The sequence below is a fragment of the Cupriavidus sp. FW305-46 genome (genome assembly GCF_058787075.1).
This window is the reverse complement of sequence record NZ_JBYSZI010000101.1, coordinates 1-14,589: the sequence shown is the minus strand read 5'-3', so window position 1 is coordinate 14,589 and position 14,589 is coordinate 1. Positions and strand designations below refer to the sequence as shown.

The 14,589-nt window shown below is 68.7% G+C and carries 12 protein-coding genes and 2 pseudogenes; 12 read left to right on the top strand and 2 right to left on the bottom strand.

Going from position 1 to position 14,589, the window contains the following annotated elements; translation table 11 throughout:
• Positions 1-133 precede the first annotated feature (133 nt).
• The 9 genes and pseudogenes from imuA to AC3WON_RS29725 all read left to right on the top strand — a co-directional run bounded on the left by imuA (position 134) and on the right by AC3WON_RS29725 (position 10,137).
• Complete coding sequence (gene imuA / locus AC3WON_RS29765; protein ID WP_492353346.1) at positions 134-1,003, top strand: translesion DNA synthesis-associated protein ImuA; 870 nt, start codon at positions 134-136, stop codon at positions 1,001-1,003.
• Positions 936-2,507, top strand: coding sequence for a Y-family DNA polymerase (locus AC3WON_RS29760; RefSeq protein WP_492353345.1), 1,572 nt, complete (start codon positions 936-938; stop codon positions 2,505-2,507). The genes imuA and AC3WON_RS29760 overlap by 68 nt, the downstream gene beginning before the upstream one ends.
• Positions 2,504-5,914, top strand: a complete 3,411-nt coding sequence (locus tag AC3WON_RS29755) for an error-prone DNA polymerase (RefSeq protein WP_492353344.1) — start codon at positions 2,504-2,506, stop codon at positions 5,912-5,914. Before AC3WON_RS29760 ends, AC3WON_RS29755 begins: the two co-directional genes overlap by 4 nt.
• Before the next feature lie 286 nt (positions 5,915-6,200).
• A complete protein-coding gene (locus AC3WON_RS29750) occupies positions 6,201-7,154 on the top strand; it encodes a 5'/3'-nucleotidase SurE (protein ID WP_492353343.1) in 954 nt (317 codons plus the stop codon).
• An 11-nt stretch (positions 7,155-7,165) separates the two neighbouring features.
• Entirely contained in the window at positions 7,166-7,819 is a 654-nt protein-coding gene (locus tag AC3WON_RS29745; RefSeq protein WP_492353342.1) for a hypothetical protein, read from the top strand.
• Between the two features lie 352 nt (positions 7,820-8,171).
• Positions 8,172-9,191 (top strand): tripartite tricarboxylate transporter substrate binding protein, encoded by a 1,020-nt coding sequence (locus tag AC3WON_RS29740; RefSeq protein WP_492318596.1) that lies wholly within the window; start codon positions 8,172-8,174, stop codon positions 9,189-9,191.
• A 22-nt stretch (positions 9,192-9,213) separates the two neighbouring features.
• Positions 9,214-9,522 (top strand): annotated as a pseudogene (locus tag AC3WON_RS29735) (3-oxoacid CoA-transferase subunit A); the annotation flags it as partial.
• Positions 9,523-9,525: 3 nt separating this feature from the next.
• Positions 9,526-9,985: pseudogene (locus AC3WON_RS29730) on the top strand (CoA-transferase); the annotation flags it as partial.
• Positions 9,985-10,137 carry a hypothetical protein gene (locus AC3WON_RS29725; RefSeq protein ID WP_492353341.1) on the top strand — a complete coding sequence of 51 codons (153 nt, stop codon included), beginning with the start codon at positions 9,985-9,987 and terminating at the stop codon, positions 10,135-10,137. The pseudogene AC3WON_RS29730 and the gene AC3WON_RS29725, both read left to right, overlap by 1 nt.
• A gap of 341 nt (positions 10,138-10,478) precedes the next feature.
• Here AC3WON_RS29725 and AC3WON_RS29720 read toward each other — a convergent pair whose 3' ends face one another.
• Positions 10,479-10,709 carry a hypothetical protein gene (locus tag AC3WON_RS29720; RefSeq protein WP_492353340.1) on the bottom strand — a complete coding sequence of 77 codons (231 nt, stop codon included), beginning with the start codon at positions 10,707-10,709 and terminating at the stop codon, positions 10,479-10,481.
• Between the two features lie 7 nt (positions 10,710-10,716).
• Between AC3WON_RS29720 and AC3WON_RS29715 the strand changes: the two genes are divergently transcribed.
• The 3 genes from AC3WON_RS29715 (at position 10,717) to AC3WON_RS29705 (ending at position 14,170) form a co-directional block, all read left to right on the top strand.
• Positions 10,717-11,529, top strand: a complete 813-nt coding sequence (locus tag AC3WON_RS29715) for a MurR/RpiR family transcriptional regulator (protein ID WP_492318592.1) — start codon at positions 10,717-10,719, stop codon at positions 11,527-11,529.
• Positions 11,530-11,754: 225 nt separating this feature from the next.
• Positions 11,755-11,940, top strand: coding sequence for a hypothetical protein (locus tag AC3WON_RS29710; RefSeq protein ID WP_492318591.1), 186 nt, complete (start codon positions 11,755-11,757; stop codon positions 11,938-11,940).
• A gap of 49 nt (positions 11,941-11,989) precedes the next feature.
• Positions 11,990-14,170 (top strand): phosphocholine-specific phospholipase C, encoded by a 2,181-nt coding sequence (locus AC3WON_RS29705; RefSeq protein WP_492353339.1) that lies wholly within the window; start codon positions 11,990-11,992, stop codon positions 14,168-14,170.
• Positions 14,171-14,379: 209 nt separating this feature from the next.
• Here the strand turns inward: AC3WON_RS29705 and AC3WON_RS29700 are convergent.
• Positions 14,380-14,589 (bottom strand): DUF1484 family protein (locus AC3WON_RS29700; RefSeq protein ID WP_492353338.1); only part of this gene is annotated, 210 nt, incomplete at its 5' end.

Here is a 14,589-nt window from a genome sequence, read left to right as displayed (position 1 = left end):
CCTTGCCGCTACCCCTTGCGCTGGCACCAGATACTGTATAAATATACAGTTATCGTAAACCTACTAGTTCCTCGCCCTCCCCGGCGAGCGACGCCAACTCCACATGACTGCGCAATCGCACGCAGCCCCGCCCATGACGGCGGAGGGCCTTCTTGTCCCAGCGCCGGCGCCCCCGGAGCCTGCCCCGTCTGCCCCGGCCTCGCGCCAGCAGGCGCTGTCGGCGCTCGAGCAGCGCTATCCCGGGCTGTGGCGGGCCGGCCAGCTGGGCCGTGCCGGCGGTGCGGCGGTATGCCCGACCGGATATGACGCGCTGTCGGCCGAGCTGCCCGGCGGCGGCTGGCCGGCGGGCGGGCTGACGGAGCTGCTGACGGCGCAGGGTGGAGCGGGCGAGCTGCGCCTGCTGCTGCCGGCGCTGCGCGCGCTGGCCGGGGCCGGGCGCCGTATTGCGCTGGTGGCGCCGCCTTACCTGCCCAATGCGATGGGGCTGGCCGCGGCCGGCCTGCCGGCGCGCCAGCTCTACTGGATGCGCCCCCCGGCCGGCGCCGGCAAGGCCGCGCAACAGGCCGACATGCTGTGGGCGGCCGAGCAGGTGCTGCGCAGCCAGGCCTTTGGCGGCGTGCTGGTCTGGCTGCCCGCGGCCCGCCCCGAGGCGCTGCGCCGCCTGCAGGTGCTGGCGCAGGCCGGCGACGCGGTGGCATGGGCGCTGCGTCCGGCCACGGCGCTGCGCGAGTCGTCGCCGGCGGTGCTGCGGCTGCTGCTGGCGCCGCTGCCCGGCAATGTGCTGTCGATCACCTTCCACAAGCGGCGCGGGCCGGTGCGGGACACGCCGCTGCTGCTGCGCCTGGACGGGATGGCGGCGGCCACGCGCGCAGCCGCCTGGCCTGTCCCGGCAGGTGCGCCTGCCTTGTCTGAATCGTCTTCTCCATCTTCTTCCGATGCCGTACTGGATCGCGGTGCACCTGCCGCGCCTGCCCCTGGACGCCCTGCAGCCCAACTGGCCTGAGCTGGCGCCCGCCGTGAGCGCGTCTGCCGCCACCGCCACGCTGCACCATGCGCTGCCGGTGGCGGTGATGGCGCGCGAGCAGGTGGTGCTGGCCAACGGCCCGGCGATGCAGCTCGGCGTGCGCTACGGCATGCGCCGCGGCGGCGTGCAGGCGCGGTCGGCCGACATCGTGCAACTGGAGCGCGACCTCGCCGCGGAAGCTTCGCTGATGGAGGCGGTGGCGCTGGCGCTGCTGCATTTCACGCCGGGCGTGACCGTCGACGAGGAACCGGAGTCGGCCACGGTGATGCTGGACGTCACCGCCAGCCTGCGCCTGTTTGGCGGCCACCGCGCGCTGTGCCGCGCGGTGCGTGCCTGCGTGCGCCAGCTTGGCACCTTTGCCCAGGTGGGCTCAGGCCCGACCGCGCACGGCGCCGCGTGGCTGGCGCGCCAGCCACTGCGGCGCACGCGGCGCGGCGTGGTGCGGCCCGGGCGCCGCGCGGTGGGCATGGCGCGCCTGCACCGGCTGCTGGACCGCCTGCCGGTGGAGGCGCTGCACACGCTGGCCGATCCGGCCTGGCTGGACGGCATCGGCTGCCGCACCCTGGGCGAGGTGCGGCGCCTGCCGCGCGCGGGCCTGACGCGCCGGCTGGGCCCGGCGCTGCTGGCGCGGCTGGACCAGGCCTATGGCGAGGCGCCGGCGCGCTTCGTCTGGTTTGTGGCGCCGCCCGCGTTTGCGCAGCGCATGGACCTGCCGGGCCGCATCGAATCCGCCGAGGGCGTGCTGGCCGGCGCGCAGCGCCTGCTGCTGGCGCTGGCCGGCTGGCTGGCAGTGCAGCAGGCCGGCGTCACGCGCTGCGTGCTGGTGCTGGAGCATGAGCGCTACCGGCGCGGCGTGGACACCGACGGCACCGAGGTGCCGGTGGGCCTGGCCCAGCCCAGCCGCGATCCCGCGCACCTGTCGCGGCTGCTGCGCGAGAAGCTCGACAAGCTCAACTTCCACGCCCCCGTGACCGGCCTGGCGCTGCGCGTTGAGGCGATGGCCGCATGCGTGCCGCAAAGCGATGCGCTGTTCCCCGAGCCCGGCGGCACGCCGGAAGACCTGGGCCGCCTGCTCGATACGCTGATGGCGCGGCTGGGCCGCGACAACGTGCTGCAGCCGCGGCCGCTGGCCGACCACCGGCCCGAGCGCGCCAACCGCTGGTGCCCGGTCGACGAACCCGGCGGCAACAAGGCCGCCAGCCTGCCGGGCCCGCAGCCGGAGCGCCCGCTGTGGCTGCTGCCGCAACCGCTGCCGCTGCCGGTGCAGCGCCACCGGCCCTGCCACGGCGGCCCGCTGGCGCTGCTGAGCCGCCCTGAGCGCATCGAGGCCGGCTGGTGGGACGGCGCGCTGGCCACGCGCGACTACTTTATCGCCGAGCGCGCCGACGGCCTGCGCTGCTGGATCTTTCGCGAACGTCCGGGCCATGCGGCGCAGGACGAGGGCGGCGAGTACCGCTGGTTCCTGCATGGGTTGTTCGCATGAGCGCGCTGTCCTTGCCTGCCTCGCTGCCGGGTTTGCTGCCGGCGCTGCCGGATTACGTGGAGCTGCACTGCATCTCCAACTTCACCTTCCTGACCGGCGCCTCGCACCCGGGCGAGCTGATCGAGCGCGCCTTCGGCCTGGGCTACAGCGGGCTGGCGCTGACCGATGAATGCTCGGTGGCCGGCACCGCGCGCGCGCACGATGCCATCGAGACCCTGCGCAAGCGCCTGCACGACGCGGTGGCGCGCAGCGCCGCACGCGGCGAAGAGGGCGTGGATGAGCCGCTGCTGGACCATGACGAAGAGCCTGACGCCGGCGCTGACGATCCCCATGCCCACGCCAGCCGCCACCAGCGGCTGCAGGCGCTGGCCCGCGCCGCCGATGCCTTCTCGCTGCTGATCGGCAGCCGCTTCAGCCTGACCCCGGCCGATGGCTCGGAGCGCGCGCCGCTGCGGCTGGTGCTGATCGCCCAGCACCGCGAGGGCTTTGGCAACCTGAGCGAGCTGATCACGCTGGGCCGGCGGCGCGCGCAGAAGGGCACCTACCGGCTGCATCCCGAGGACCTGGCCGCGCCCGCCGCCGACGAAGCGCACCTGCGCGGCATGCCCGGCTGCGTGGCGCTGCTGCTGCCCGACTATTGCGCCGATCCTGAACTGCTGCGCGAGCAGGCCGAGTGGTGCCGCGCGGTCTTCGGCGAACGTGCCTGGATTGCGCTGGAGCAGCTGCAGGGCCATGCCGACGCGCTGCACCGCGCGCGCCTGGAAGCGGTATCGGCCCAGACCGGCGTGCCGCTGGCGGCGGCCGGCGCGGTCACCATGCACGTGCGTTCGCGCAAGCCGCTGTCCGATGTGCTGGCCGCGATCCGGCTGGGCCAGCCGCTGGCCGAATGCGGCATGGCGCTGGCGCCCAATGCCGAGCAGCACCTGCGCATGCGCCAGGTGCTGTCGCGCCTGTACCCGCGCGAGGCGCTGGCGCAGACGCTGAAGATCGCAGAGTTGTGCGATTTCTCGCTGGGGATGCTGCGCTATGAATATCCCGAGGAACTGGTGCCGGCCGGCGAGACGCCGATCTCCTACCTGCGCAAGGAGGTCACGCGCGGCAAGCATGAGCGCTTTCCCAACGGCCTGAAGCCGGAGTGGGAGAAACAGCTCGAAGAAGAACTGCAGCTGATCGAAGAAAAACATTACGAACCCTTCTTCCTGACCGTGCACGACATCGTGCGCTTTGCGCGCGGGGAGGGCATCCTGTGCCAGGGCCGCGGCTCGGCCGCCAATTCACTGGTGTGCTTCTGCCTGTATGTGACCGAGGTCAGCCCCGAGCAGGCCAACCTGCTGTTCGGCCGCTTCCTGTCGCGCGAGCGCGATGAGCCGCCCGATATCGACGTGGACTTCGAGCACCAGCGGCGCGAAGAGGTGATCCAGTACATCTACAGGAAATACGGCCGCCACCGCGCCGCGCTGGCGGCGTCGCTGATCACCTACCGCTCGCGCAGCGCATTGCGCGACGTGGGCCGCGCGCTGGGCATCGACGCCAGCGTGGTGGAGCAGGTGGTCAAGGGCCAGGCCTGGTGGGACGGCGGCCGCGGCTTTGTCGAGAAGATCGCCCGCTACGGGCTCGATCCCGAATCGCCGGCGGTGCAGCAGTGGGCCAGCCTGACCGCGCAGCTGCGCGGCTTTCCGCGCCACCTGTCGCAGCATGTGGGCGGTTTCGTGATCGCGCAGCACAAGCTGTCGCGGCTGGTGCCGATCGAGAACGCGGCCATGGCCGACCGCAGCGTGATCCAGTGGGACAAGGACGACCTGGAGTCGCTGGGCCTGCTCAAGGTCGATGTGCTGGCGCTGGGCATGCTGTCGGCGATCCGGCGCGCGCTGGAGATGATCCCCAACCCGGACCTGGCGCGCGCTGCATTGCCGACGCGGATGGAAGACATCCCCAAGGAAGACCCGGACACCTACGACATGATCTGCAAGGCCGAGACCATCGGCGTATTCCAGATCGAATCGCGCGCGCAGCAATCGATGCTGCCGCGGCTGCAGCCGCGCCAGTACTACGACCTGGTGGTGGAGGTCGCCATCGTGCGGCCCGGCCCGATCCAGGGCGGCATGGTGCATCCCTACCTGAAACGGCGCGAGGCCTTCCGCCGCACGCAGCAGCCGCCGGCCTATTTCAACAAGGTGATCGAGAATGTGCTGGGCCGCACGCTGGGTGTGCCCATCTTCCAGGAGCAGGTGATGCAGCTGGCCATCGACGCGGCTGGCTTTTCACCGGGGCAGGCCGACCAGCTGCGCCGGTCGATGGCGGCGTGGCGGCGGCGCGGCGACCTGCGCCAGCACCAGGATGCGCTGGTGCGCGCGCTGACCGGCAACGGCTACCCGGAATCCTTCGCGCTGGCGATCTGCAAGCAGATCGAGGGGTTTGGCGAGTATGGCTTCCCCGAGAGCCACGCCGCCAGCTTCGCCAAGCTGGTCTATATCAGCGCCTGGCTCAAGTGCCATCATCCGGCCGCCTTCCTGTGCGCGCTGCTGAACAGCCAGCCGATGGGGTTCTATTCACCGTCGCAACTGGTGCAGGACGCCAGCCGCAATGGCGTGCAGGTGCTGCCGGTGGATGTCACCATCAGCCGCTGGGACAGCACGCTGGAGCCGGTGGAGGCCGATGTCGCCGACGCGCAGGCCCGCACCAGGCCGCAGCATCCGCGCGTGCGCCTGGGCCTGGGCCGCGTCAAGGGCATGCGCGAAGCGGCCGCGCTGCGCATCGAGGCCGCGCGCGCCCAGCGTCCGTTCGACAGCGTCGAAGACCTGGCACTGCGCGCCAGCCTGGACCGGCACGACATCGACGTGCTGGCCGCCGCCGACGCACTGGCGCCGCTGGCCGGCAACCGCCGCCAGGCCCGCTGGCAGGCCCGCGCCGCCGCCGCGCATGCCGCGCACCGCGACCTGCTGTACGAAGCGCCGCCCGCCGAAGCCGCGCTGGCGCTGCCCGCGCCCCGGCTCGGCGAAGACGTGACGGCGGACTATGCCAGCCTGGGCCTGTCGCTCAAGTCGCACCCGCTGGCGTTGCTGCGGCACAAGCTGGCGGCGATGCGCTTTGCCACCGCCAGCCAGCTCGCGCGCTGCGCCAACGGCCGCCGCGTGCGCGCCTGCGGCATCGTCACCGTGCGCCAGCGCCCATCCACCGCCAGCGGCACCATCTTCGCGACCATCGAGGACGAGACCGGCTCCGTCAACCTGATCCTGTGGCCCGACCTGGTCGAGCGCCAGCGCAAGGAGGTGCTGGGCGCCACGCTGCTGGGCGTGGTCGGCACCTGGCAGCGCCAGGGCGACGTGCGCCACCTGGTGGCCAAGGAGCTGGTGGATTTAAGCCCGATGCTGGGGCGGTTGATGGTGGGGAGCCGGGATTTTCATTGAGACGCACGGCCAGAAGCCAGGTCATGCCTGTGCGTAGAGCGGTTTACTTGCACGCCTGATTCATCGCCAGGCACCGCTTTGTTGTTCACGCAACTGTAACGAAGCGCAGGTAACGTAGCGTCCGTCCACTACCGGACACCACAGGGCGCTGCGCCCGGCCCGCGCCCCCCACACCTGGCGCTGCCGACGCGTGCGCCAGCCAGCCTGATCGGGCTGCCCGGAATTGCCTTGTCTGCACCGTGGGCGCGCTTTGCCCGCACTCCTGAACCGCCTCGACACCACCGCCATGAAAACCCGACTGATCGCCGCGGCCTTGCTGGCCGCCACGGCGAGCCCTGCCTTCGCCCTGAACATCCTGCTGACCAACGACGATGGCCTGACCAGCAACCTGAAGGCGCTGTACGACGCCCTCAAGGGCGCAGGCCACAACGTCATCGTCAGCGTGCCCTGCACCGGCCAGAGTGGCCGCGGCGCCGGCATCGTGATGTACAGCACCACGGTCATCGTGCCCGACAACGACAAGACCCAGGTCGAGGCCGAAGGCGGCTGCCACAACGGCGCGGCGGCCACCGGCGAGCCGGCGGTGGGGCCTTTCACCAAGCCGGGCTATGCCAACGGCGATTACCACTACGCTCACGGCACGCCGGTGATGGCGACCATGTACGGGCTCGACGTGCTGGCCCCCGCGCGCTGGGGCAAGGCGCCGGACCTGGTGCTGTCCGGGCCCAACGAAGGGCAGAACGTGGGCCGCATCGTCAACAGCTCGGGCACCGTCAGCAACGCGCAGTTCGGCGCGGCGCGCGGCATTCCGTCGATCGCGCTGAGCGCCGGCACCGACTCGGTCGACAACGCCGGCCTGGCGAGCCCGGTGTCGGGCGTGGTGGCGCAACTGACCATCAAGCTCATCAACACGCTGCGTGCCAAGACCAACGGTGGTCCGCTGCTGCCGGCGGGGCTGGCGCTGAATGTCAACTTCCCGAACGCGCCGACGGCCGCCACGCCGTTCGCGTTCTCGCGGCATGGCACCTTCGACGCCTATGCGCTGAAGTTCAACGGCACCGCGCCGTACGGGCTCGGCATCGGCGCCGGCAGCGGCACGCCGACCGCCGCGCAGGCCGAGGACGAGTCCGTCGTCTACAAGACCAGGACGGCCGTCACCGCCATGCAGATCGGCTTCGACCAGCGCCCCGCCGGCCAGCAATGGCTGCGCCTGCGCCTGGGTGAACTGTTCGGCCAGTGAGGCAGGTCCCGATGAAACGCCTCATTTCCCTGTTCCCCCTGGCAGCCGTGCTGGGGCTCGCCGGTTGCGGCGGCAACGACGCGTCCGACAACACCACGCCGCCCGCCACCGCGAGCGTGTCCGTCACGGACCTCGATCCGGGCGCCTACGTTGTCAGCGTGGGCGACGCCGACAACCCGACCGTCGGCAAGTACTACGCCGGCACGGACGGCAGCCGCTACCTGGCCCTGGCCGATGCCGAAGACAAGGCCACCACCATCTACCGCCGCGACAAGAACGGCAGCTGGGTCGCCGCACCGGGCGCGGACGCCGCGGCCAGCGTCAAGCTGCTGAGCCAGGCTGCCGTGCCCTCGGCGAAGGTAGAGCCCGGCAACGTGGCTGGCGCTTACACCGCGGTGCTGCCCTCGGGTGCCAGCGCAAGCTTCACCGTCACGGCAGAAGGCAAGATCGCGCCCGGCGCGTCTGCATGCCAGCTATCGGGAACGCTCGCCACGCATGCCATGCCGAATTCGCTGAGCCTCAAGCTGTCCACGTCGGACTGCGGCACGCTGCCGGCCAGCGCCACCGGCGTGCTGGCCATCGACACCGACTATCAGCCCGCCGCGTTCCGCCTGATGGCGGACGACGGTGGCCGCGTGGTCGACTTGTGGGCGTATCGCGACTGAGCGGCGCAGCCTGGCGCGTGAAACAGGGACGACACGATGCTTGTGAAGCGCATTGCCGCCTGCAATCGGGTGCGCATGCGCTCGCCTGGAAAAATCCGTGAGCTGCTGCGGAAACCGCGGTATTGATGCCGGAAACCGGCGTCAAAACTCGGAGAAAAGTTAATGCACAGCCCGGATTTTTCTCGAAAAGGTCGATAGCCGCCGATAGCGGTGCCACAGCGTACGCATGGGTTCCGTCAGGCAGAAGCCTTCTTTTGCGAATTGTGAATTCACGTGCCCTGACGGGCGATTTATCGTCATTGACGCAGCGCTGGAACCACATCCCAGGAACATGGCGCGACCGTAAAAGGAGATGACGATGAAGCAGGCTTTCGATGGGCGGTGGCTGGCGCGCGCCAGGCTGGCACTAGCGGCGACCGGGATGGCGGGGGTGGTTGGCGTTGCCGTCGTGGTGGCCCCAGGCACAGCGCTGGCGGCATATCCCGACAAGCCGATCCGGCTGATCGTGCCGGCGGCCGCGGGTGGTACAACGGATATCGCGTCGCGCCTGGTCGGCAAGCGCATGGGCGAGTTGCTTGGCCAGCCGGTGGTGGTGGAAAACCGCGCCGGCGGAGGCGGCATCATTGGCGCCCAGGCGCTCAGGCAGTCTGCCGCCGATGGCTACACCCTGATGATGGGCAATATCGGGCCCAATGCCATCAACTACAGCCTGTACCGGCAACTGCCCTACCGCGCCGAGGACTTTGCGCCAATTACCATGGTGGTGTCGGTACCCAATGTCCTGGTCGTCAATGCCAGCGTGCCGGCCCGAACCGTGGCCGAACTGGTCGCGCTGGCCAAGGCGCAGCCCGGCAAGTATTCCTTTGCCTCCTCGGGCACCGGCCAGTCGGTCCACCTTTCCGGCGAGCTGTTCCGCAAGCGCACCGGCACTGACCTCATCCACGTTCCTTACAAGGGTGCGGCACCGGCCGTGGCCGACCTGGTCGCGGGACAGGTCACCATGATGGTGGACAATCTCCCCAGCTCGCTGCCGCATATCCGGTCGGGCAAGCTGCGCGCGCTGGCGGTGACCAGCGCCAGCCGGGTGCCCGAGCTGCCTGATGTGCCTACCATGAAGGAAGCTGGCGTGAACGACTTCCAGGTGACGGCATGGTTCGGCCTGGTGGCGCCGGCCGGCACGCCACGGGAGGTGATTGACCGGCTGCAGAAGACCGTCGCCGGCATCCTGGACGAGCCCGACATCAAGGCAAGGCTGGCGGAGCTAGGGGGTATCCCAGGCGGCGATACGCCCGCTCACTTTGGCACCTTCATCAACAGCGAGCGCGAGCGCTGGGCGCGCGTGGTCAAGGACACCGGCATTCCGCAGCAATGAACCAAGACCGGCCGGCCGGGGCATGCACGCCGCCGGCGCCGGACTGGGGCCGTTCTTTACGCCGACCGCGTATGGCACGGCCCTGGCTGAGGGCAAGGAAACGCGCGAGATCGATGGCAGGGGTTATGTGCTGGAGCAACCCTTGCGCGGCGATTTCGCGCTGGTCAAGGCGCATCGGGCGGATCGCTGGGGCAACCTCGACTACCGCTATGCGGGCCGCAACTTCGGGCCGGTGATGTGCACTGCAGCCCGACACACCATCGTCCAGGTCGATGAGATCGTGCCGCTGGGCACGCTGGCGCCAGAGCAGGTGATGACGCCAGGCATCTTCGATAATGCCAGCAAGGAGCCGGTCGCGTTGCTGGCGGGCGCTTCCATCTCCGACCATGCAATGTCCTTCGCGATGATGCGCGGCGGGCATCTCGACATCACCGTGCTGGGTGGCTTCCAGGTCTCCGCCACGGGCGACCTGGGCCAACTGGTCGACCGGCGGGCCCGACGCGATTCCCGCCGTGGGTGGCGCCATGGACCTGGTGGCGGGAGCGGCCAGGCTGTTCGTGATGATGGAGCATGTCACCCGCGACGGCCAACCCAAGCTCGTGGAGCGCTGCAGCTATCCCGTTACCGGCCTTGGCGTGGTGGACCGCATCTACACGGACCTGGCGGTGATCGAGGTGCAGCCTGGCGGCGGGCTGCTGGTCACCGGCCTGGCCGAAGGCGTGTCATTCGAAACGGCGGCGGCACTGAGCGCGGCGCCGCTCATGCTGAAGCCGCAATGCCGGGTGTTGCGCTAGTGTCATACGCATGGATCCGGACGACCTGCGGCACGCTGCTTGCCTGCGTCACAGGGTTGCTGGCCATCGATGCCGACTACCAGCCTGCCGCGTTCCGCCTGATTGCGGACGATGGTGGCCGCATGGTCGACTTGCGGGCGTATCGCGACTGAGCGGCGCAGCCTGGCGCGCTAGTTCATCGCCAGGCTGCCCGCCCGCATTGACTGCCCGGAAGAGAGCTCGCGGATGGCCTGGTTCCGCGTCGCGGTAGTGGTGGTGATGGCAGCGCCCAGGCTGGCGATTTCCTGTTGCAGCACCGCAATGCGGACGTGCTTCCGGTTGGGGCGGCCTTCGAATGACCCATGAAGGGCTCAGGATTCAATCGGTCGATGCAATCCTCTGGAGGCCGGGCGCTCGCGACCAGTTCCGTGGCAGGGGCAACGGAAAACGGTATTGTCAACGCAAACAGTTATCATCGTGCCGTGCCTTGCCGGTTTCATCCGGAACACTGAATTCACCATACACTTTGCAGGTCGATTGATGCCGATTCCGTCTTGCCACCCGGGCTTCGCGCCGTATCGTCAGTCCCTGAGCGGGCGGGGCCCATGGTAAAGGGCCGCCGCGGCGCGGGCGCGGCGCCGGCCCGGAAATCGTCGTCGCAGGCGTCATCGGCCAGAACGGAGACCGCGCAGACCGCCGAGCCAGCGCCGCCGTCGCCCACCACGTCGGCGATGCTCGCGCGCATTCACAGCATGCGGGACTCGCTGGGGCCGGCCGGGCAGCGCATTGCCGATTTCGTGACCCGGTATCCGCAGACCGTGATCCATATGTCGGTCAGCGAAGTGGCCGAGCGCACCAATGCGAGCGAGGGCAGCGTGGTCGGCTTCTGCAAGAGCCTGGGCGCGACGGGCTTCCAGCAACTGAAGATCCTGCTGGCGCAGGAACTGGTGCAGGGGGTCCAGATCATCCACGAAGACCTCGAGCCCGGCGACACCTGCCCGGCGGTCATGCGCAAGATCTTCCAGAGCAACGTCCAGACGCTGCATGACACCAGCGCCGTGCTCGACGTGGCCGCGATCGAGCGCGCGGTCGCCATGCTCAGGGCGGCCGAACGCATCGAGATCTATGGCATCGGCAGCGCGGCACCGATCGCCGAGGATGCGCAGTACCGCATGCTGCGCATCGGGCTCAACGTGAAGGCGGTGGTGGATTCGCATATCCAGGCCATCAGCGCATCGCTCGCGGGCCCCAGGGTTGCCACGCTGACCATCTCGCATTCGGGCAGCACGCACGAAACCGTGACGGCCACGCGGCTGGCGCGGGAGAGCGGTGCCAGCACCATCTGCATCACCAATTTCGGCAAGTCGCCGATCCAGGCCTTCGCCGACGTCGTGCTGTTCACGATGGCGCGCGAGACCCGCTTCCGGACCGAGGCGATGACCAGCCGCCTGGCGCAACTGGCGATCATCGATGTGCTGATCGCCTGCCTCGCGCTGACGGACTACGACCACTCCGTCGAAACGCTGCGGCGTACGTTCGACGTCCTGTCGCTCAAGCGATATTGAGCCCCAGCCGGCCCGCGCCGGCATCCTGACATTTTCCTGCTGCAGTTGTCGTCCAGCCTTGCTCCCGTCAGTGACGGGGGGTGCCGTTCCACGGCCAGAAAATGAGGATAATTCAAATGTAAAAACAATTGTATTGAGCAATATTCATTTGGATGTCACATCGGCCCCCTACGCTTCGAGTCGCGTCAGTCCCTTCCCCCTGGCCCTCGAACATAAGGAGTCCTCATGAACAACCCATTGTGGTCTGGCCGCGCCGCGCTGCTCGCGGCGCTTTTGTCCCTGGCCCTCACCGCATGCGGTGGCGGCGAAGATAGCAGCAGCATCACTCCCCAGGCCGTCAAGACAACCATGCAGGCGGCAGCAGCCGAAGACGCGGCAGCGTCGAAGCAGGGCATGCACTGCGCACCCTGACACATCCGCGACCCTTCCCCCATCGTCCGCTCCTACCATTCCCCCGATCATGACCAAAATCGATCGACGCACCTTCCTCTCCGGCGCCGTCAAAAGCGCTGCCGCTGCTTCGGTTCTGTCGATGCTGCCGCCCAGCATCGCCCGCGCACTCGCCGTTCCGGCTGCGGTCAATACCGGCACGATCCAGGACGTGCAGCACGTAGTGATCCTGATGCAGGAAAACCGCGCGCTGGACCATTACTTCGGCGCCATGCGCGGCGTGCGCGGCTTTGGCGACCGCTTCCCGGTGCCGGTGCCGTCAGGCAAGCCGGTGTGGTTCGAGTCGAACGGCACGCGCGAGATCACGCCGTTCCATCTCGACAGCGCGACCGTCAACGCGCTGCGCGTCTCCGGCACGCCGCACAGCTTCATGGATGCGCAGAATGCGTGGAACCAGGGCCGTTTCGGCTTCTGGGCCAAGTACAAGAACGACCATTCGATGGGCTACTACCGTCGTGAAGACATTCCGTTCCAGTACGCGCTGGCCGAGGCCTTCACGCTTTGCGACGCCTACCACTGCAGCCACGCCGGCGGCACCGACCCGAACCGCATCACCTTCATGTCGGGCTCCAACTACAACCCCGCGATGCGCGAGGCGGGGCGCAACTGCACGCTTGACGATGCGGAGGTCAACAACCTGCGCTGCAGCGTGAGCGGCAAGCTGCCCACGCCGGGCTACACCTACAAGGGTTCCGCCTTCCAGTGGTCCACGCTGCCGGAACTGCTGCAGGCAAAGGGCGTCAGCTGGCGCATCTACCAGAACCCCAATGCCAACTGGGGCGGCCTGCTGCATGGCGGGCTCGCCTTCAAGAGCTTCCGTGAAGCGCAGCCAGGCAATCCGCTCTACGACAACGGCATGAGCAGCTGGACCATCGAGCAGCTGGCCGCGCATGTGCGGGACGACACGCTGCCGGCCGTAAGCTGGATCCTGCCGACGCCGGCGCAGTCCGAACATCCGGGCGGCCCGTCGAGCGCAACCGAAGGCGCGGACTTCATCAACACGGTGCTGACGGCGCTGACCGCCAACCCGGAGGTCTGGAGCAAGACCGTGTTCTTCATCACCTTCGATGAGAATGACGGCTTCTTCGACCATATTCCGCCGGCCGCGGTGCCGTCCTACGACGCCAATGGCGTCCTGCACGGCAAGTCGACCGTCGACGTCACCGGCGAATACTTCGACACCGCCGGCAATACGGCGCTCGACGGCACCACCACCAGCGGCGAGACCATCCGCCTGCGCCCGTACGGGTTCGGCCCGCGCGTGCCGATGTATGTGATCTCGCCGTGGACGCGCGGCGGGTGGATCAACTCGCAGGTGTTCGACCACACCTCGATGGGGCGTTTCCTGGAACAGCGCTTCGGCATCACGGTGCCCGCGATCAGCCCGTGGCACCGCGCAGTGGCCGGCGACCTGACTTCCGTCTTCGATTTCAGGACGCCGAATGACCAGGTGTTCCCGACGCTGCCGGATACCAGCAACTACAAGCAGGTGATCGCCGAGCAGCTGGCGAAACCCAAGGCGGCGGCACCGGCCGTGCCGGCGTCGCTGTTCCAGGAGACTGGCACCAAGTATTCGCGCGCGCTGCCCTATGTCCTCCATGCGAGTGCGCTGGCCGAGCCCAGCATCGGCAAGCTGAAGCTGATCTTCAGCAATACGGGGGAGCAGGGCGCGGTCTTCCATGTCTACGACCGGCTCCATCTGGACCAGATTCCCCGCCGCTACACGGTCGAGCCCGGCAAGATGCTGGACGATGAATGGGATGCGCGCACCACGGACAACGGGCGCTATGACCTGGCGGTCTACGGGCCTAACGGCTTCGTGCGTATGTTCAAGGGCCAGCTGCCCGCGGACGCCATGGCCGATGCCCCTGAGGTCCGCGTCTGCTACGACCTGGACAAGGGCAGTGTCTACCTGTCTGCGCGCAACGACGGCAAGGGCGCGGTCAACGGTGGCGGCAAGCCGCTGACGCTGGTGGTGACGCCCAACGCTTATCGTAGCGACGGTCCGTGGCAACTCCATATCACGGCCGGCGCCGAGGTGGAGCACCACTGGCCGCTGCAGGAGAGCGGCAACTGGTACGACTTCACGGTCACGGAAGCCGAAAGCGGATTCGAACGGCGCTTCGCAGGTCGCCTGGAGACTGGCCAGCATGGCGTGACGGACCCGGCGATGGCAACCGGGCTGGGCTAGCGTCCGGTCGCCGCGGTCTGGCCGGAATGCGTGCCGGACCGCGGTTTTGTGCGGTGATGGCACATCGCCTCGAAGCTCCCGATCTCGATGCGGATCTGCGGCTTGCACCGCTCGACCATCGGGAAGATGCAAACGGCGCGAGACCAACTGGCTCACGCCGTTTGCTTTTCAGCGCTGCTCATCCGTTGCGCGGTCAGCAGCGCTCTTCGTCAGACCAGCGCCTGCAGGCGGTTGGCGCTCTCGTCCAGTTGCTGCTTGAGCGGCAAGAGCAGGGCGTGGAGGCCGATGCCCTGGGGGATGGTGTCGCTCTGCAGGTCCAGCAAGGTCAGGAAGGACTGAAGACCGACGCTGATACGCAGGATGTCGTCGGTGACTTCAAGGATGTGGTCCTCCAGGGGGACGGCCTTGCTGGGCGGGGG

What these genes read in the sequence shown, in the direction of transcription:
- imuA (WP_492353346.1), top strand. Translation starts at nt 134, where the DNA reads ATGACGGCGGAGGGCCTTCTTGTCCCAGCGCCGGCGCCCCCGGAGCCT.
- AC3WON_RS29760 (WP_492353345.1), top strand. Translation starts at nt 936, where the DNA reads ATGCCGTACTGGATCGCGGTGCACCTGCCGCGCCTGCCCCTGGACGCC.
- AC3WON_RS29755 (WP_492353344.1), top strand. Translation starts at nt 2,504, where the DNA reads ATGAGCGCGCTGTCCTTGCCTGCCTCGCTGCCGGGTTTGCTGCCGGCG.
- AC3WON_RS29750 (WP_492353343.1), top strand. Translation starts at nt 6,201, where the DNA reads ATGAAAACCCGACTGATCGCCGCGGCCTTGCTGGCCGCCACGGCGAGC.
- AC3WON_RS29745 (WP_492353342.1), top strand. Translation starts at nt 7,166, where the DNA reads ATGAAACGCCTCATTTCCCTGTTCCCCCTGGCAGCCGTGCTGGGGCTC.
- AC3WON_RS29740 (WP_492318596.1), top strand. Translation starts at nt 8,172, where the DNA reads ATGACGATGAAGCAGGCTTTCGATGGGCGGTGGCTGGCGCGCGCCAGG.
- AC3WON_RS29720 (WP_492353340.1), bottom strand. Translation starts at nt 10,709, where the DNA reads ATGCGCGCGAGCATCGCCGACGTGGTGGGCGACGGCGGCGCTGGCTCG.
- AC3WON_RS29715 (WP_492318592.1), top strand. Translation starts at nt 10,717, where the DNA reads ATGCGGGACTCGCTGGGGCCGGCCGGGCAGCGCATTGCCGATTTCGTG.
- AC3WON_RS29710 (WP_492318591.1), top strand. Translation starts at nt 11,755, where the DNA reads ATGAACAACCCATTGTGGTCTGGCCGCGCCGCGCTGCTCGCGGCGCTT.
- AC3WON_RS29705 (WP_492353339.1), top strand. Translation starts at nt 11,990, where the DNA reads ATGACCAAAATCGATCGACGCACCTTCCTCTCCGGCGCCGTCAAAAGC.